We start from the raw sequence: 17555 nt of genomic DNA, 5'->3' as shown, positions 1-17555 counted from the left end.
CCATGAACGACATGGATAACCGGGTCACCCTGACCGTCGGCGGCCTGGAATACGGCGGCTGGAAAAGCGTGGAAATCACTGCGGATCTGGAGCGCCAGTTCCGCACCTTTAAACTCAATATCACCTGGCAATGGCCGGGGCAGACCGTGGACAAACGGATCCAGCCCGGTGACGCCTGTGAAGTGCACATCGGCCAGGATCTGGTGCTGACCGGGTATGTGTTCAAGGCCCCGATCAGTTATGACGGGCGGCAGATCAGCCTGAACATCGAAGGCAGTTCCTGTACCCAGGACCTGGTGGATTGCGCCGCGACCAACCGCCCGAACCAATGGCATGAGCAATCGCTGTTGAGCATCGTCGAAGCGCTGGCGATCACCTACAAGGTCTTTGTGGTCAGTGAAATTCCCGAGACCGCCCGGCTCAGCAGTCACACCATCGTGCCGGGGGAAACGGTGTTTCAATCCATCGACCGCTTGCTGACATTGTTCCGGGTGTTTTCTACCGATGATGCCCAGGGCCGGTTGGTGCTGGCCAAGCCTGGTAGCGGTGGCCGGGCCAGTGATGCGCTGGAGCTGGGGAAAAATATACTGTCGGCTAACGCGCCGATGGATTACAGCCAGGTGTTCTCCGAATACCGGGTCATCGGCCAGCACAAGGGCACGGACAAGAAGAGCGGGGCAGCGGTCAGCGAGGTTGAATCGGTGTCCGCCGACCTGAGCTACAAGCGTCGGCGGGTCACGGTGATCAACGAAGGCATGCAGATCAATCCCGATCTCGCCTTGCAGCGGGCCAACTGGGAAAGCGCCACCCGCGTGGGCAAGGCCAAAACCACCACCTATCAGGTGCAGGGCTGGCGGCAATCGAACGGCGATCTGTGGCGCCATAACACGCAGGTCAGGGTCAAGGACCCGGTGCTGGGGTTCGATGACGACATGCTGATCTCCAAAGTGACGTATTCGCTATCGGCGCAAGGCTCGGTCACCACCCTGCAAGTCGCACCGCCGCATACCTTCGACGCTAATCCCGAGCCCCCGAAGAAAACCTGAGCTCGACACTTACCCTAAATGGCATCTGGAATGCCAATGCTGTGAACAACGCCGAACCCTGTGGGAGCGGGCTTGCCCGCGAAAGCGGTGTTCGCTGCAACGCTCCTTTGCCTGACATACCGCCATCGCGGGCAAGCCCGCTCCCACAGGTTTGTCTGTGTTTCGCCGACTCTTGAGAACAACCCATGAGCCTACTGACACGCCTTCTGGCGCGCGGCACTGTCGTGCTCGCCAACTCGGCCACCAAACTTCAATCGCTGCAAATGCGCCTCACCGCCGGTGAAGTGAACGACGACATGGAGCACTTCGAACCCTACGGTTTCACCAGCAATCCGCTGGCCGGCGCCGAAGGTATCGCCACCTTCCTGGGCGGTGATCGCTCTCACGCCATCGTGCTGGTGGTCGCCGACCGTCGCTATCGCCTCCAGTCCCTGGCCGCTGGCGAAGTGGCGATCTACACCGATGAAGGCGACAAAATCCACTTCAAGCGCGGGCGGATCATCGACATCGAAACCTCCACCCTGAACATCCGCGCCAGCAGCGCGGTGAACATCGACACACCGACCCTGACCCAGACCGGCAAGATCGTCTCCCAGGGCGATCAGATTGCCGGCGGCATCAGCCAGATCAAACATGTGCATAGCGGCGTACAAGCGGGCAACGGCCAGACCGGCGTACCGGCAGGAGGGCAGTGATGTTGATCAGCCAAAACCTCCACGCCGCCCTGACCCGTTCAGTGCTGATCAGCCTGTTCACCTGGCGCCGTGCCGCCGATGACGATGCCCTCGATGACGAAGAACGTTTCGGCTGGTGGGGCGACACCTTTCCGACGGTGGCCGACGACCGCATCGGTTCGCGGCTGTGGCTGCTGCGCCGGGTCAAGCTGACCCGACAAACCCAGATGGACGCCGAATTCTATGCCCGCGAAGCCCTGCAATGGCTGATCGACGACGGCCATTGCAGCGCCATCGACATCATCAGCGAACGCCTCGACGCCCAGCGCCTGAACCTGCGCACGGTCCTGACCCTGGCCGACGGCGAGCGCCTGGACATCAACCCTGATAACAGTTGGCAGGTGATCTATGCCGTTTGAAACCCCTTCGCTGCCGGTGCTGATCAAACGCACCCAAAGCGACCTGGCCAGCGATTCGCTGCGCCAGTCCGATGCGCAAGTGCTGGCCCGCACCCTCGGTGGCGCCGCCTATGGCCTGTATGGCTATCTGGACTGGATCGCCGAGCAGATCCTCCCGGACAAGGCCGATGAATCGACCCTGGAACGGATCGCCGCACTGCGCCTGAACCAGCCTCGCAAAGCCGCACAAGCGGCCAGCGGCAGCGTCAGCTTTACCGCCAGCGCTGGTGCCGTGCTGGACGTCGACACCCTGCTGCAATCGAGCGACGGTCGCACCTACAAAGTGACCGCCGCGCGCACCACCAGCAACGGCCTCAACACCACCACCATCGCCGCGCTCGAGGCTGGCAGCCTGGGCAATGCCGAGGCTGGTCTGGCGCTGATTCCGGTGCAGCCGATTGCGGGTATCGTCGGCAATAGCTTCACCGTGCTGGCGTCGGGCCTCAGCGGCGGTGTGGCGAGGGAAAGCCTGGAATCGCTGCGTGCGCGGGTGATCCGCTCCTACCGCGTCATCCCTCACGGCGGTTCGGCCCAGGACTATGAAACCTGGGCTCTGGAGTGCCCCGGCGTGACCCGCGTCTGGTGCCGTGGCGGTTTGTTGGGGCCGGGTACAGTCAGCCTTTTCATCATGCGTGATGACGATCTGCAACCGGTGCCGAACGACGAACAACTGGCTGAAGTCCAGGCCTACATCGAGCCTCTGCGCCCGGTCACCGCCGAGGTGCATGTGCAGCGGCCGGTTCAGGTCCCCGTCGTCTATCGCCTAACCGTGAACCCCGACACCACGGCGGTGCGTGCTGCGGTCGAAGCGCAATTGCGTGACCTGCATAACCGTGAAGCCGACCTCGGCCAGAAGTTGTTGATCAGTCACATCCGTGAAGCGATCAGCAGCGCCAGTGGTGAATACGACCACACACTCACATCGCCCGTCGCCGATGTCCCCGCCAACAAAAGCGAACTGCTGACCTTCGGAGGTTGCGTATGGGGGGCATAAGAACCGCCGCGCAATACCACGCCCAACTGCGCAGCCTGCTGCCCAGCGGGCCGGCCTGGGACCCTGAACAAGTTCCTGAGCTTGAAGAAGTGCTCGAAGGCGTCGCCCAGGAACTGGCGCGCCTCGATGCCCGTGCCGCCGACCTGCTCAATGAAATGGACCCGGCCGGTGTCAGCGAACTGGTGCCGGACTGGGAGCGGGTAATGAACCTGCCCGACCCGTGCCTGGGCGCCACGCCACTGTTCGACGACCGCCGCCTTGCTGTACGTCGTCGCCTGCTCGCGGTCGGCAGCCAGGCCGTCGGCTACTACCTCGATATCGCCAAAAGCCAGGGTTACCCGAATGCCACCATCACCGAACTGGAAGCCCCGCGCATGGGGCGCTCGCGTTTCGGTGCGGCGCACTGGGGCACCTGGGAAGCACAGTTCATGTGGACGCTCAATACCGGTGGGCGGTTGCTGCTAGGGCGGCGTTTTGGCGCCAGTTACTGGGGCGAGCGCTTCGGCGTGAATCCGGGCTCGGCACTGGAGTGCCTGATCCACCGCAGCGCACCGGCGCATACCAAGGTGCACATCAATTATGACTAGGGAGTAGAGGGATGGATTATCCGAAGAGTGTGCCCAGCGCCGGGTTGGTGAATGGGAAGTTTGTGGATGAAAACCCGTTGACCGGGACGCCGGGGTCGTTGATTCCGGCGGACTGGGGGAATGGGGTGACGCAGGAGATTGTGAACGTCATCAAGGCCGGGGAATTGACGCCGGATGAGGCGAAAAGCGATCAGTTGCTGCAAGCGATTCAGACGGTCACCGCCAAGGGCTGGAACCAGGACCTGGCGTTGCCCCTCACGGCCTTGCCATTGCCGACGGTGGCAACAGCCGATGCCCGTCTGCCGGTAACCCCGGCCGCCGTTTCGACCAACGGTGGCAAGGTTTCGATTCCGGCAGGCGTGTACATCAGTATCGGTCAGGAAGTCGTGGCCGGGCAGTTGGGGCGCTCCCGTACATTTATGACCACGGCCTGGAGCAGCGTGGATCTGTTGCCCAGCTCGGGCTACTTCCTGAGGGCGCAAGTGATCGGTGGTGTGCTGACGTTCTACATGCAGCGAGGAACGATCTATGACGCGGCGCCCGAAGGTTTGAAGGGCACTGTCAATGGCGGGGCGGGGGGCGGTTTTCAGTCCACGCCGCTGGACATCTGCATTGCCTGGGTGATGACGGGAGCACCGGGTTCCGTTCCGGTCATCAGGCCGATCTACAACCGCAACCGGTTGGCGTGGACGCAAACCGTCAATGGCAACGGTGTGGTTTACCTGCCTCTGGATCCCCATGCCCGTGCGGCACGTCTGGTGGTGGGGAACCCGACACCTTCGGCGACGGAAATTTCCTCGGTGGCGTTTGCGCCAACAGGTTGGGTTGGTGGCAACTATTGCTATCTATCACCGGCGGTGACCACCAGCTCCAATCACGATACGGGTTGGACGACTCCGCTGCCGTGCGTGATCTTCACCAACAACTTTGTCAACGACGTCACGGTCACGACGCTGACCGCCAGTTTTGACCATAACCAGGTACGTTCGCTGTGGCAGTCCTACCAGGCCGAGCACCTGCTCGGTTCTACCAGCGCCGCCAGCGATGAATTGCTGTTCAGTATGGGGATCAAGAACCACCCCGTGTCTGATTACGTCACTGGAATCGCGGTCAACTTCGTGGCGGCAGTCAATGTCAGTTTTTCCTGGGAGTTGATTCGATGAACGTTATTCAAGAGCTTCATCAGTTCGAGGACGGTCTGCGTCCCGCACAACCTTCCGCCATCCATGACTGGGACGGTGAACAATGGGTACTGGACGCCACGAAAGTCGCCCTGCTGGAGCAACAGGAAACCGAACGCCTGTGCGCCAAAGTTGATGCCGCGGCAGACAGCGCACGCGCTGCTCTGGCCGGTGATCCACTCAAAGCCATGGAATATGCCCAGGCCGCCGTTGACGCCCAAGCCTTTCAGGACGCGGGCTACCCGAAAAAGGACGTGCCGCTGGCTGTATCCGCATGGGTCGTTAAAGGCCGGACGGCCAAGCAGGCCGCCGAGCAGATCCTGAGCAATGCCGCACAGCTGAGTGACAACCTGCTGACCCTGCGCACATTGCGCCTCAAGGCTAAAACGCAAATCCGCGTGCACGCGGCCAAGGGCAAGATCGATCTGGCCCGTAGCGTCGGCGATGAGGCCTTGATGGCTATTCGAGACCTCGCCAGCGGTCAGGCCGGCTAGCCGCTAGCCCTTCGTTCTGCTTGACCCAAGCCCGCTTAAATGTGGGCTTTTTATTTCCAGAAAAAAAACGTGGGTGAGGTTGCACCGACAACCGCATCGACACGGTTCATTTGTTATTTCAGAGGAGCGATAGACGTATGGATTATCCAAAAAGCGTCCCCAGCGTCGGATTGGTGAATGGCCAGTTTGTCGATGAAAACCCCGTCGCCGGTTCGCCTGGGTCGTTGATTCCGGCGGTGTGGGGCAATGCCGTTACGCAGGAGATCTTGAGTGTGGTGGCTGGCGCCGGGATGGCGCCGTTGGAGGCGGACACGGGGCAGTTGTTGAAGGCGATTCAGGCGATTATCGGTGTGAGCAGTCCGACGCGTTCGGTGGTGACCCGGCTAGCGGCATCGAAGCTGCTGGCGCCGGAAGAGCTCGGTCTGGTGCTGATTGATGCAAACCCTGGGGCCACCACCGTTACCCTGCCAGTGGCCAACACCGGTTTGGGGATTCGTGATGTGATCGTGCGACGGGTGGATAACACTGGTAATCGGTTGGTCGTTCGCTGTTCGGAAACAGATTCCATCAAGTTTCACACCCATCTGAGAGCGGGTGGCTATCCGTTTTTGGTGTTGATGGGGGCGGGCGATTGGTGGCATCTGCGCAGTGATGCCTTGGGTAACTGGTGGCCTGTTGGGCGGTATGACGGTACGACGCTGGGACGGGCAGTTTTTGAGACCTCTACGACGGTGATGCCGGGTGGATATGGTGCGCTCAATGGATCTCTGCTCAATCGTACCGAGTGGCCGTGGGTTTGGGATCACGCGCAGGCGTCGGGGATGCTCACCACCGAAGCGTTGCGCGCGGGTAAGGAGGGTATGTGGACCTCGGGCGACGGCGCCACGACCTTCCGTAGCCCAGAGGCCCGTGGTGAGTTTGTGCGAGTTCTTGATGAGTCGCGTGGGGTGGATGCAAGCCGTGCGGCGGGTAGCTGGCAGGCCGGCCAAATCGAGTCTCACAACCACTCAACGCCGGGTGCCGGTTCCTACGGCACACAGATGATGGGCGGCGGCTCCAACAACTACTCACTTTGGCAAGCCGGTGCTACCGGATTTTCCGGCGGATCAGAGACTCGCGGACGCAACATTGCCTATCCCGGCCGTATCAAACTTATCTGAGGTGTCCATGTTTAATTATCTGATTGATAACTCGGGCGCCTTGTCGGGGCCGGTGGAGTTCTTCGTGACGCCGGGAATCGGTATTCAACTGCCCAGTAATGCCGTTGAACTTTCATTTGAATTGCCGCCTCCGGAACAGGGCCGTACTTGGGTACTGGTCAACAATGTCCCGCGCGAAGTCATCGACCGGCGCGGTCTGGTGTATCGCAAAGAGGGCGGGGCTCAGCAGATCTGGAGTGAACTTGGGGAATTGCCTGACGCCTTTACCACGGTTCCATGGCCGGGTGAGTATTATGTCTGGCGTGATAACACCTGGGAGTTGGACGACCAGGCGCGGTTGGCGGATGTCAGGAATCAGGTGTTCACCAAACGAGACGCGCTACTTCGTGACGCAGTCCTGCGTATAGCCCCGCTTCAATACGCCGAAGATATCGGCGACGCCACTCACGATGAGCAACTGGCATTGATGGAATGGAAACTCTACAGCGTTGAGTTAAATCGCCTTGAGCGGCAAGCAACCTTTCCTGCAGAGATCGACTGGCCTCAGGTTCCAGGCTCGACCGAGTAACTACATTGCCTGTGTTGATGCCCTTCAACTTGAGTAGATCAAATGGACTATCCAAAAAGCGTCCCCAGTGCAGGACTGGTCAACGGTAGATTTGCCGATGAAAACCCGGTAGCAGGAACTCCTGGCTCCCTGATTCCAGCCAGCTGGGGTAATAGCGTCACCCAGGAAATTCTCAACGCCATCACCGCCGCGGGGCTGATGCCTTCCGAGAACCAAACTGATCAACTGAGCCTGGCCATTAAAGAGTTGGCCAAACTCGACCCGCAACAGAGTTTTCCGGTGCAGGTTTATCGCAAGAACCTGATGATTAACGGCAACTTCGATATCTGGCAGCGCGGTACGGTCAACTTGGGGCCTTACACCGGTGCCTATATCGCTGACCGTTTTCGTTGCGACTGGAATGGGAACGCCGGGGTGAATATTTCCCGGCAGAACTTCGCATTAGGTCAGGTCGACGTACCCAATGAGCCCCGTTACTTTTTGCGTTGGCAACAAATCACCGCGGGCGTTGGCGCCAGCGTGCATAAAATTTCCCAGGCTATCGAGTCGGTCAGGACCTTGGCGGGGAAAACCGCGACGCTGACGTTCTGGGCCAAGGCCGACACGGCGCGTCAGATCAATGTGACTGTCGCGCAGTATTTCGGAGCGGGCGGTAGTGTGGATACCGTGACGCCGGTTGGCAGCTTTCAACTCAAAACTTCCTGGACCCGATACAGCGCGACGATTCAAATACCGTCCCTGGCAGGCAAAACGTTGGGAAGTAGCGGCAATGACTTTCTGCGGCTCTCCTTCGACCTGCCTTTGAATGTTTTGCAGGTGATAGACCTGGCACAGATCCAGTTGGAAGAGGGGCGGGTGTCGACGCCGTTCGAACTCCGTAGCCCTGGCGATGAGTTGATGTTGTGCCAGCGTTATTACGAAAAAACCTATAGCCAGGATCTGCCGCCTGGAAGCATGACAGGTCCCTACGGTGCACTGTTATCCACAGTGAAACAGGGGCAAACGGGCTTTGCCTCACAGCCCTTGGCTCAGTGGACCTTCAAGGTTGAGAAGAGAGCTATTCCAAGTCTCAGTTTATTTACCACTACTTCGAAGGGGGTCGCTGGGCAATGGCGTTCGGGGAGCGATGAAGTTTCATCGGCTAATGCTCGACCTCTTGGGGTGTCGACTCGCGGCACCTGGGTAGATAACTCCGATATCGGGTTGGTTACTCAGACTTATTACATCCACGCCACCGCCGATGCCGAGCTTTAAGGAGGTTTTCCCTATGCACTATCAACTCACTAAAGACCCGGCCACTGTCATTCGTCTGCCTGACGGAGCAACCGTGCCTCGGCATCACCGTTTCTGGGATGAATACCAACAATGGCTGGCGAGTGGTGGTGTGCCACTGCTCGCCATGCTGGAAGACGCTCCGGAGGCAGAACCTGAACCAGCCACAGTTGCCCGAGCGTGGCGGAACCAGGAACTGGCCGTCAGCCAATGGCTGGTCGACCGTGATCGCGATGAGCAAGCTGCCGGCACTCCGTTGACTTTGAGCAGCGATCAATATCATGAACTGTTGGATTACCGGCAGGATCTGCGCGACTGGCCCTCGCTAGCCAACTTTCCAAAAGACTTCAGCAAACCCCTGGCGCCGGTCTGGTTTAAAACAACGGCAAATGGAACATGACCCATGTCTCTCACTTCAGCGCAGTTGCAACACATATTCCCTGACGCCCGCTCTCAAGCGGGCGTTTTCATTTCCGCCCTGAACACCGCCATGTCTCACCGCAACATCAGCACCCCCAAACGCATCGCCGCCTTCCTCGCGCAAGTCGGTCACGAATCGGGGCAGTTGCAGTACGTACGTGAACTGGGCGGCACTCAATACCTGAGCAAATACGACACCGGCGCCCTGGCCGCCCGCTTGGGCAACACTCCGGAACCGGACGGCGACGGTCAAAAATACCGTGGCCGCGGCCTGATCCAGATCACCGGTCGCAACAATTATCGCCAATGCAGCCTCGGCCTGTTCGGCGATGAACGCCTGTTGGCCTTGCCTGAACTGCTGGAGCAACCGCAATGGGCGGCTGAGTCCGCCGCGTGGTTCTGGGAGCAGAACGGCCTGAATGAACTGGCCGACCGCGACCAGTTCAACAGCATCACTCGCCGTATCAACGGCGGGCTTAACGGCTTGCAGGATCGCCTGGAACTCTGGGCGCGGGCGAGGGCGGTGTTATGCCAGCCTTCGGCCTGATTTCCTGGCGAGTGATCGGCATGCTGGTGCTGGCCGGTTGCTCGGCGGCTCTGGCCTGGCAGTTTCAGGATTGGCGCTTCGGCCGGCAACTGGCGGAGCAGGCCAGGCTGCACGCCGAGACCCTTAATCAACTGACCCTGGCCGCCGCCACCGAGCAACAGGCCGAACAGGACAAGCGTCTGGCCCTGGAGCAACGGCTTTCGGTCAGTGAACAAACCCATTATCGAGCGCTTAGCGATGCCGAACGTGATCAAGGTCGCCTGCGCGATCGTCTTGCCACTGCTGATGTGCGCCTGTCAGTCCTCCTCGATGCCCATGACGCTGCCTCAACCTGTGCAGTGCCAGCCGCCTCCGGCGCCGGCGGCATGGATCATGGCGCCCCGCGAGCCCGACTTGACCCGGCGCATGCTCAACGAATTATCGCCATCACCGACGCCGGCGACAGCGGACTGATTGCCTTGCAGGCCTGTCAGGCCTATGTCAGGGCACTCGCTCGCTAACATTTTGATCGATCCCGAACCTTGCAAGCGCGATCCGCTCGTGTACGGTAGGCCTCATTCCGCTCGATCAGGAGAGAGTCGTGAAAGATATCACTCAGCTGGCCGCTGAACTTGGCAGGCGCTTGCAGGTTCTCAATGCCCACGTCACTGCCGCCGAGTCCTGCACCGGAGGCGGGATTTGCGAGGCGATTACCCGCATTCCGGGCAGTTCGGCGTGGTTCGAGGCCGGTTATGTCACCTACTCCAACCGCCAGAAAACCCAGCAATTGAATGTCCCGGCCGAGTTGTTTTCAACCGTCGGGGCGGTCAGTCGCGAGGTGGTCGAGGCCATGGTTCGCGGCGCGCAGGAAAAAAACCGGGCGCGTTTTGCCGTGGCGGTCAGCGGTGTGGCGGGGCCGGATGGCGGCTCGCCGGGCAAGCCGGTGGGTACGGTGTGGCTGGCCTGGGGCGTCGGTGAGCAGGTGTTCAGCGAGGTCCAGTACTTTGCCGGTAACCGTGACGAGGTCCGCCGACAAACGGTGAAGGCCGCGCTAGAGGGGCTGCTGCGGCATGCCGCTGGAGAAATCTCAAATCAGGGGTAGGCGATCCTGAAACGCTGTGGAATAATACTGGCTACTTATACAGGTGTTGGCCGTCAGGCCTTATTGATTACGTGAGGACTTTAATGGACGACAACAAGAAGAAAGCCTTGGCTGCGGCCCTGGGTCAGATCGAACGTCAATTCGGCAAGGGTGCCGTAATGCGTATGGGCGATCAGGACCGTCAGGCGATCCCGGCCATTTCCACGGGCTCTCTGGGTCTGGACATCGCGCTCGGCATTGGCGGCCTGCCAAAAGGCCGTATCGTTGAAATCTACGGTCCTGAATCCTCCGGTAAAACCACCCTGACACTGTCGGTGATCGCCCAGGCTCAAAAAGCCGGCGCGACCTGCGCCTTCGTCGACGCCGAACACGCCCTCGACCCTGAGTACGCTGGCAAACTGGGCGTCAACGTCGATGACCTGCTGGTTTCCCAGCCGGACACCGGTGAACAGGCCCTGGAAATCACCGACATGCTGGTGCGTTCCAACGCGGTTGACGTGATCATCGTCGACTCCGTGGCCGCTCTGGTGCCAAAGGCTGAAATCGAAGGCGAAATGGGCGACATGCACGTGGGCCTGCAAGCCCGTCTGATGTCTCAGGCGCTGCGTAAAATCACCGGTAACATCAAGAACGCCAACTGCCTGGTAATCTTCATCAACCAGATCCGCATGAAGATCGGCGTGATGTTCGGTAGCCCGGAAACCACCACCGGTGGTAACGCGCTGAAGTTCTACGCCTCGGTTCGTCTGGACATCCGCCGTACTGGCGCGGTGAAAGAAGGTGATGAAGTCGTTGGTAGCGAAACCCGCGTCAAGGTTGTGAAGAACAAGGTGGCTTCGCCGTTCCGTCAGGCCGAGTTCCAGATTCTTTACGGCAAGGGCATCTACCTCAACGGTGAGATGATCGACTTGGGTGTTCTGCACGGTTTCGTCGAGAAATCCGGTGCATGGTATGCCTACGAAGGCACCAAGATCGGTCAGGGCAAGGCCAACTCGGCCAAGTTCCTGGCGGACAACCCGGAGATCGCCGCGAAACTTGAGAAGCAGCTGCGCGACAAATTGCTGTCTCCAGCACCGGATGTCAAAGCATCGCCGGTCAAAGAGACTGCTGACGACCTGGCTGACGCTGATATCTGATCGATCCGATGACCGCCGTACTCGATACACTCGTCGCGGTGCGGCGAACCGCAATGGACCTGCTCGCGCGACGCGAGCACGGTCGAGTCGAGCTGACGCGTAAACTGCGTCAGCGCGGCGCCCTCCCTGAAATGATCGACACAGCACTCGACCGCTTGACGGAAGAGGGCCTGTTGTCTGAATCCCGTTACCTCGAGAGCTTCGTTTCCTACCGTGCCCGTTCCGGCTATGGCCCTTTGCGAATTCGCGAAGAGTTGAGCCAGCGCGGCCTGCAACGTACCGACATCGAACTTGCCTTGCGCGAGAGTGGTATCGACTGGCAGGAACAACTGGAAGACACCTGGCGCCGCAAGTTTGCCGGGCATTTACCGATAGACGCCCGGGAACGCGCCAAACAGGGCAGGTTCCTGAGTTATCGGGGATATTCCATGGAAATGATCAGCCGCTTGTTCAGCGGCCGAGGGATGGACGATTGACTGAAGCGGCTCGCTATTTCGATAGCGGGCCGTTTTTTTTGCCTCACGTTACCTTGGACGGTTTCCGTGTGCGTTGTTGCGCCTGGGGTTTGGACTGGGCCCAGTTTTCCGGCAGGTTGATGTAATCCACCAATTCCCGCAGACGGCCGTGATCACGGGCGTTGAAGGTGAAGGACAGTCGCGCCAGATGGCTGAACTGCGCTTCGTCGTGCTCCTCGCCGCTGTAGGTGTGTTGATGGAAATGATCGCTCAGGCACAGGTCGGCGAATGCTTGCTGCATGTGTTCGAGTGCCGGGTCGCTGAGCTTGTGGTTCATGCGAATCACGAACTGATGCTTGAGCCAGCGGCTGGAGTGGAAGTTGCTGTAAAACTGGTTGATCTGCTCCACCGCTTCTTCGGCACTGTAGACCATGCTCAACAGCTTCATGTCGCTCGGCAGGATGTAGCGATTTTCCTCCAGTTGATGGTGAATGAAATCCAGCGCGCCTTGCCAGAACGTGCCGCCCGGCGCATCCAGTAGCACCACGGGTACCAGCGGGCTTTTGCCGGTCTGGATCAGGGTCAGTACTTCCAGCGCTTCATCCAGCGTGCCAAAACCGCCTGGGCACAGGACCAGTGCGTCGGCTTCCTTGACGAAGAACAGCTTGCGGGTAAAGAAAAAGTGGAAGGGCAGCAGGTTGGCGGTGCCATTGACCGTGGGATTGGCGTGTTGCTCGAAGGGCAGGGTGATATTGAATCCCAGGCTGTGTTCCAGGCCGGCACCCTCATGGGCCGCCGCCATGATGCCGCCACCGGCACCGGTGATGACCATCATGTCCGAGCGCGCCAGAGCGGCGCCCAGTTCTCGGGCCAGACCATACAGCGGGTGTTCTATGGGGGTGCGGGCCGAGCCGAAAACAGTGACTTTGCGTCGCCCCTTGAACTGCTCCAACACACGGAAGGCATGCTCGAGTTCGCGCAAGGTTTGCAGGGTGATCTTGGCATTCCAGCGGTTGTGATCTTCCTGGGCCATGCGCAGCACGGTCAGGATCATGTCGCGGTAAATCGGGATGTTGGGGCTGTTGGGTGAAACCAGGTTGAGTTGTTCTTCGACCTTGCTGGTGAGGTCGTGGCCGCTTTCTTGAAAATGACGGCTCAGGAGGTCATTCGGTTGGTAAGGCATTCAACTTCTCCTTCTGCACAGAACCCTCGGCCCGACCAAACAATCGCCGGTGCCGCGACACCCCTTGTGTCGCTGTCTGCCCAAGCCCATGCCTGGGCGCTCCATCTGACTCGGTTGCAATCGAGCCATCCATACGGGCTCTGTTTATCCCTTGAATGAAAGAAACGTTCGCACAATAAGACCCGCAACGGGCAGCCCCTTTTCTGCCCTGAAAAAATCAACGTGAACACTTTGAATTTAGACCCTCGCAACGATTTTCGCTGGCTTGATCATTGCGCCGCAACGTCTTTCCTGGCAACCGCTTATTGACGATTTGCAAGGTGCTCTCACCGCTCGTCTGAACGCAAGCCGTATGTCCTGCGCTCTGATTTACTAAGTGACAGGCGTGACACGACAACTTTGCGTCAATGGCAGGACGCAACGTTCTAGCAATTCAGGGATTTATCGCGTGGTCAACAGTGATCAATGCGTGCAGGGAGGCGGGAAACCATGCCCAGAGTCACTCTGGAGATCGATGCGCAACTGTATCGATTACTGAAAGCATCGGCCGAGGCCCACCATTTGAGTCTCGAAGAAGAGTGCTGCCGACGTCTGGAGGGCGGGGACCGGCGTTCGCGCTACTTGCAGGCGCTGTTGGCAGAACTGCGCGCCGAGGATGAACAGCGGCGCGCCAATTCCAGGTGATTACTTCTTCTTCGGTGGAGTCGCTTTCGGGCAGTCCGATTCCTGGAAGCTTGCGGAGCCGACCGGGCGGTTGGTCTTCACCTCGGTGAAGTCGTAGCGCATGATCGCGCCCTTGGCCATCAGCTTGCGGAACCCTTCGTTTCTGCAGACGGAGGCGCCAAGCTGGAAGTACACCGCTTTCGGATCGGCGCGCATTTTTTCGGCGTGGCTGCTTTGCACGCTCAAGTGGTTGATCAGCACGTTGCCTTCGGCAGTGTAGCCCTGATCAAGAATGTCTTCGTTGATCGCCCGTGGAGTGCCAACACTGCTTTGTGCGGCGACGTTTCGCAGCTCTCTGTTCAGATTCTGCTCACTCAAGGAAGCAGCCTGAGCGCTGAAGGACGACGCCAGCAAAACGGCAGCGGTGGGAACGATAAGGCGCAGCATGAAACTCTCCTGGTTCAGTGACTGGTGGTTCGACCCGTCACGTGACTGTGCGTTCAGTGGCGGCGAATTATAGGGGAGGTGGCCCGGACGGTACAGGCTTGCGCCGAACCCTCTGGTAAACTGCCGGCACTTTTTGCCTTGCCGAGTGTTTTTTGTGTCGATTTTCCTTAGCCGTCGGCGTTGCCTGCGATGAGTCAAACCCCTATGCACTTTGCGAAGAACGCCGTAGCCCGCTTGCGCGACGAGCGCGAAGAGGCGGGCATCAAGCCGATTCAGGCCCGTGGCTGGCGGGCGCCACGTTGCCGCGCCTGCCGCGTGATCGAGAGCCACTGCCTGTGCGCCTGGCGCCCGCAGGTCGACACCCGCAGCGGCGTGTGCCTGATCATGACCAACAAAGAAGTGTTCAAACCGAGCAACACCGGTTGGCTGATTGCCGATGTGGTGCGCGACAACCATGCGTTCATCTGGTCGCGTACCGAGGTCGATGAACAACTGCTGGCGCTGTTGGCCGACCCGCAGTGGCAGCCGTATCTGGTGTTTCCGGGGGAATACGTCGAGCCCGAGCGAGTCACCCACAGCGTCGCGGTCGATAGCACCAAGCGCCCGCTGTTCATTCTGCTGGACGCCACCTGGACCGAAGCCCGGAAGATTTTCCGTAAAAGCCCCTATTTCGATGCGTTGCCGATTCTGAGCCTGCTCCCCGAGAAGCTTTCACGCTACCGATTGCGCAGGTCCACGCGCAGCGAGCACCTGTGCACGGTCGAAGTGGCAGCGCTGTGCCTGGATCTTGCCGGCGATACCGACGCTGCCTCGGCACTGGACGCCTATTTTGATGTGTTCAGCCAGCATTACCTGGACGCTAAACATCAGCTGGATATGAATGTTGAAACACCGGCCCACGCCGAGTTGATGCCCTTCGTGCAGCACACGGCGCCCGTGGTCTGCTGAACGTCGCCCATACTGCAAAGAACGAGGTTCGTTGGCAGCGCCATGCAACTTGACCACCCCGGCTTCGCTGGGCATGCTTGGCGCCGTTTTGGCGAGGCCTGAATGCATCGGGCGTCCCATGAAAAACAGGATCATTTGAAAAATGGCCACATACGAAATCCTGATTGCCGATGACCACCCTCTTTTTCGTAGTGCCTTGCATCAAGCGTTGACCCTGGGCCTGGGCCCGGATGTCCGCCTGGTGGAGGTGGCGAGCATTGCCGAACTGGAAACCCGTCTTGACGAGAAGGCCGACTGGGATCTGGTGTTGCTGGACCTGAACATGCCGGGGGCTTACGGTTTTTCCGGATTGGTGCTGTTGCGTGGGCAGTACCCGCAGATTCCGGTGGTGATGGTGTCGGCTCAGGAAGAAGCGTCGATCATGGTGAAATCCCGTGAGTTCGGCGCCAGTGGCTTCATTCCCAAGTCCAGTGACCTGAGCGTCATTCAGAAAGCGGTGCGCGCGGTGCTCGATGGCGACGTATTCTGGCCGCCCCAGGCCTTCGAAGCGGTCAGCGTTTCCGACGAAGCCAAGGCTGCCAGCGAAGGCCTTGCCAGCCTGACACCCCAGCAGTTCCGGGTGTTGACCATGGTCTGTGAAGGTTTGCTGAACAAGCAGATTGCTTACGAATTGAGCGTTTCCGAAGCGACGATCAAGGCCCACGTCACGGCGATTTTCCGTAAGCTGAATGTGCGGACCCGGACTCAGGCGGCGCTGCTCTTGCAACAACTTGAGTCAATTCCGAGTCACTAAAGCACTACGTATTCACGCTTTTTTGACTTTGCTTCATCTAGCTTTCCCACTCCTTTTTAGTCAGTTGCTTACTCTATGTCACCTTTCAAAGGCCAGACCGGCCTAAAACGCATCCTCAACGCCTCCGGTTACTCCCTGGACGGCCTGCGCGCGGCCTTCACCGGTGAAGCGGCTTTTCGCCAACTGGTGTTGCTCAATGCCATCCTGATTCCGCTGTCGTTTTTCCTGAATGTCAGTCGTGTCGAGCAGGCGCTGTTGATTGCAGTCTGCCTGTTGGCGCTGATCGTCGAATTGCTCAACTCGGCGGTGGAAGCGGCCATCGACCGTATTTCCCTCGAGCTGCACCCGCTGTCCAAGAACGCCAAGGACATGGGCAGCGCTGCTCAATTGGTGGCGTTGAGCATGATCGCCCTGGTGTGGGCGGTGATCCTGCTTTAAGCGATGGTGGGCAGGACGATCTCGTCGCTGCGCTGAACCCCGGCGGTGAACGCGCGGCACAAGTCGAGGAATTCGCGCATCGCCGATGTCTGATATTTCTGTTTGTGCCAGATGAAATAGAACTGCCGCGCCAGGTCCAGATCCGGTGTTTCCACCGGCACCAGGCTGCCACGGCGGAACGCATCGCGCAGCGCCAGGCGCGAAATGCAGCCAATCCCCAAACCTGACTCCACTGCGCGCTTGATCGCTTCGGTGTGTTCCAGCTCCAGGCGAATGTTCAGCGCGCTACGGTGGTGACGCATGGCCTGGTCGAACGTCAGCCGTGTGCCCGAGCCTTGTTCACGCAAGATCCAGGCTTCGTGGCTCAGCGCCTCCATGGTGGCTGTGCCGCGTTTGGCCAGCGGATGCTGGGGCGCGCAGAACACCACCAGCTCATCTTCGACCCAGCTCTGCACTTCGATGTCCGGATGGCTGCAGTCGCCTTCGATCAGACCCAGATCAATTTCATAGTGAGCCACCTGTTGCACGATGTTGGCGGTGTTCTGCACATGCAGCTTCACTTGGCTTTCCGGGTGACGCTGCATGAAGCTGCCGATCAGCAAGGTCGCCAGGTAATTGCCGATGGTCAGGGTCGCGCCGACCGCCAGGGAGCCGAAACCGGATTTGCCATTGAGCAGGTCTTCGATTTCCTTGGCCTGATCGAGCAGGGCCACCGCTTGTGGCAACAGCTGTTTGCCGAGGGCGTTGAGGCTCAGCCGTTTTCCGGCGCGGTCGAACAGCTGGCAGCTGCACTGGCGCTCTAGCTCGGTGATCGAGGTGCTCGCCGCCGATTGTGAGAGGTTGAGCAGACCCGCGGCACGGGATACGCTTTCCTGCTGAGCGACGGCGACGAATACTTGAAGTTGACGGAGAGTAAATCGCATATCGATATAACCGATAACCCTTATCTTAATAATCCATTTAACAGATATTGTCGCTGCCATTAGAATGCGATGCAATTGCGCACAACA

23 protein-coding genes are annotated in these 17555 nt (G+C 59.5%); 20 read left to right on the top strand and 3 right to left on the bottom strand.

Annotation, left to right across the window (positions count from 1 at the left end; genetic code table 11):
- Positions 1 to 2 precede the first annotated feature (2 nt).
- The 16 genes from LOY38_RS23875 to recX all read left to right on the top strand — a co-directional run bounded on the left by LOY38_RS23875 (position 3) and on the right by recX (position 12094).
- The gene (locus LOY38_RS23875) at positions 3 to 1046 is read left to right on the top strand and encodes a phage baseplate assembly protein (protein ID WP_258697322.1); all 1044 of its coding nucleotides are present in this window, start codon (positions 3 to 5) and stop codon (positions 1044 to 1046) included.
- 185 nt (positions 1047 to 1231) lie between these two features.
- Positions 1232 to 1741, top strand: a complete 510-nt coding sequence (locus LOY38_RS23870) for a phage baseplate assembly protein V (RefSeq protein ID WP_258697321.1) — start codon at positions 1232 to 1234, stop codon at positions 1739 to 1741.
- On the top strand, positions 1741 to 2139 hold the full coding sequence (locus LOY38_RS23865) for a phage GP46 family protein (RefSeq protein ID WP_123719829.1): 399 nt from the start codon (positions 1741 to 1743) through the stop codon (positions 2137 to 2139). Before LOY38_RS23870 ends, LOY38_RS23865 begins: the two co-directional genes overlap by 1 nt.
- Positions 2129 to 3172 carry a baseplate J/gp47 family protein gene (locus LOY38_RS23860; RefSeq protein ID WP_258697320.1) on the top strand — a complete coding sequence of 348 codons (1044 nt, stop codon included), beginning with the start codon at positions 2129 to 2131 and terminating at the stop codon, positions 3170 to 3172. Before LOY38_RS23865 ends, LOY38_RS23860 begins: the two co-directional genes overlap by 11 nt.
- Positions 3160 to 3759 carry a YmfQ family protein gene (locus tag LOY38_RS23855; protein WP_258697319.1) on the top strand — a complete coding sequence of 200 codons (600 nt, stop codon included), beginning with the start codon at positions 3160 to 3162 and terminating at the stop codon, positions 3757 to 3759. The genes LOY38_RS23860 and LOY38_RS23855 overlap by 13 nt, the downstream gene beginning before the upstream one ends.
- An 11-nt stretch (positions 3760 to 3770) precedes the next feature.
- Positions 3771 to 4922, top strand: coding sequence for a phage tail protein (locus LOY38_RS23850; protein ID WP_258697318.1), 1152 nt, complete (start codon positions 3771 to 3773; stop codon positions 4920 to 4922).
- Positions 4919 to 5434, top strand: a complete 516-nt coding sequence (locus LOY38_RS23845) for a phage tail protein (RefSeq protein ID WP_258697317.1) — start codon at positions 4919 to 4921, stop codon at positions 5432 to 5434. Before LOY38_RS23850 ends, LOY38_RS23845 begins: the two co-directional genes overlap by 4 nt.
- A gap of 137 nt (positions 5435 to 5571) precedes the next feature.
- Entirely contained in the window at positions 5572 to 6594 is a 1023-nt protein-coding gene (locus LOY38_RS23840; RefSeq protein ID WP_258697316.1) for a phage tail protein, read from the top strand.
- Positions 6595 to 6601: 7 nt separating this feature from the next.
- Complete coding sequence (locus LOY38_RS23835; protein WP_258697315.1) at positions 6602 to 7162, top strand: tail fiber assembly protein; 561 nt, start codon at positions 6602 to 6604, stop codon at positions 7160 to 7162.
- 42 nt (positions 7163 to 7204) lie between these two features.
- Positions 7205 to 8416 (top strand): carbohydrate binding domain-containing protein, encoded by a 1212-nt coding sequence (locus LOY38_RS23830; protein WP_258697314.1) that lies wholly within the window; start codon positions 7205 to 7207, stop codon positions 8414 to 8416.
- Between the two features lie 13 nt (positions 8417 to 8429).
- Entirely contained in the window at positions 8430 to 8834 is a 405-nt protein-coding gene (locus tag LOY38_RS23825; RefSeq protein WP_258697313.1) for a phage tail assembly chaperone, read from the top strand.
- A 3-nt stretch (positions 8835 to 8837) separates the two neighbouring features.
- Entirely contained in the window at positions 8838 to 9401 is a 564-nt protein-coding gene (locus tag LOY38_RS23820; protein ID WP_258697312.1) for a glycoside hydrolase family 19 protein, read from the top strand.
- The gene (locus LOY38_RS23815; RefSeq protein ID WP_258697311.1) at positions 9383 to 9901 is read left to right on the top strand and encodes a lysis protein; all 519 of its coding nucleotides are present in this window, start codon (positions 9383 to 9385) and stop codon (positions 9899 to 9901) included. Before LOY38_RS23820 ends, LOY38_RS23815 begins: the two co-directional genes overlap by 19 nt.
- Positions 9902 to 9981: 80 nt before the next feature.
- On the top strand, positions 9982 to 10482 hold the full coding sequence (locus tag LOY38_RS23810) for a CinA family protein (RefSeq protein ID WP_258697310.1): 501 nt from the start codon (positions 9982 to 9984) through the stop codon (positions 10480 to 10482).
- Between the two features lie 83 nt (positions 10483 to 10565).
- The gene (recA, locus tag LOY38_RS23805; protein WP_008072704.1) at positions 10566 to 11618 is read left to right on the top strand and encodes a recombinase RecA; all 1053 of its coding nucleotides are present in this window, start codon (positions 10566 to 10568) and stop codon (positions 11616 to 11618) included.
- An 8-nt stretch (positions 11619 to 11626) separates the two neighbouring features.
- The gene (gene recX, locus LOY38_RS23800; protein ID WP_258697309.1) at positions 11627 to 12094 is read left to right on the top strand and encodes a recombination regulator RecX; all 468 of its coding nucleotides are present in this window, start codon (positions 11627 to 11629) and stop codon (positions 12092 to 12094) included.
- Positions 12095 to 12137: 43 nt separating this feature from the next.
- Here the strand turns inward: recX and LOY38_RS23795 are convergent, their stop codons facing one another.
- Positions 12138 to 13256: a TIGR00730 family Rossman fold protein gene (locus LOY38_RS23795; protein ID WP_258697308.1), complete on the bottom strand. Its 1119-nt coding sequence runs from the start codon at positions 13254 to 13256 to the stop codon at positions 12138 to 12140.
- Positions 13257 to 13745: 489 nt separating this feature from the next.
- Here LOY38_RS23795 and LOY38_RS23790 point away from each other — a divergent pair, with 489 nt between their 5' ends.
- A complete protein-coding gene (locus LOY38_RS23790) occupies positions 13746 to 13940 on the top strand; it encodes a hypothetical protein (RefSeq protein ID WP_258697307.1) in 195 nt (64 codons plus the stop codon).
- On the opposite strand, the gene LOY38_RS23785 is transcribed toward LOY38_RS23790, so the two are convergent.
- Positions 13941 to 14366: a quorum-sensing-regulated virulence factor family protein gene (locus LOY38_RS23785; RefSeq protein ID WP_258697306.1), complete on the bottom strand. Its 426-nt coding sequence runs from the start codon at positions 14364 to 14366 to the stop codon at positions 13941 to 13943.
- Positions 14367 to 14555: 189 nt separating this feature from the next.
- On the opposite strand from LOY38_RS23785, the gene LOY38_RS23780 reads away from it, so the two are divergent.
- The 3 genes from LOY38_RS23780 (at position 14556) to LOY38_RS23770 (ending at position 16545) form a co-directional block, all read left to right on the top strand.
- Complete coding sequence (locus LOY38_RS23780) at positions 14556 to 15314, top strand: tRNA-uridine aminocarboxypropyltransferase (RefSeq protein ID WP_258697305.1); 759 nt, start codon at positions 14556 to 14558, stop codon at positions 15312 to 15314.
- 142 nt (positions 15315 to 15456) lie between these two features.
- Positions 15457 to 16107, top strand: coding sequence for a response regulator transcription factor ErdR (erdR, locus tag LOY38_RS23775; RefSeq protein WP_258697304.1), 651 nt, complete (start codon positions 15457 to 15459; stop codon positions 16105 to 16107).
- Between the two features lie 75 nt (positions 16108 to 16182).
- On the top strand, positions 16183 to 16545 hold the full coding sequence (locus tag LOY38_RS23770; protein WP_019580981.1) for a diacylglycerol kinase: 363 nt from the start codon (positions 16183 to 16185) through the stop codon (positions 16543 to 16545).
- Here LOY38_RS23770 and LOY38_RS23765 read toward each other — a convergent pair.
- Complete coding sequence (locus LOY38_RS23765) at positions 16542 to 17468, bottom strand: LysR family transcriptional regulator (protein ID WP_258697303.1); 927 nt, start codon at positions 17466 to 17468, stop codon at positions 16542 to 16544. The two genes, LOY38_RS23770 and LOY38_RS23765, sit on opposite strands and share 4 nt — an antisense overlap.
- Positions 17469 to 17555: the final 87 nt, after the last annotated feature.

This window comes from Pseudomonas sp. B21-015 (genome assembly GCF_024749285.1).
Classification (GTDB): Bacteria; Pseudomonadota; Gammaproteobacteria; order Pseudomonadales; family Pseudomonadaceae; genus Aquipseudomonas.
This window is presented reverse-complemented; position numbering and strand designations above follow the sequence as displayed.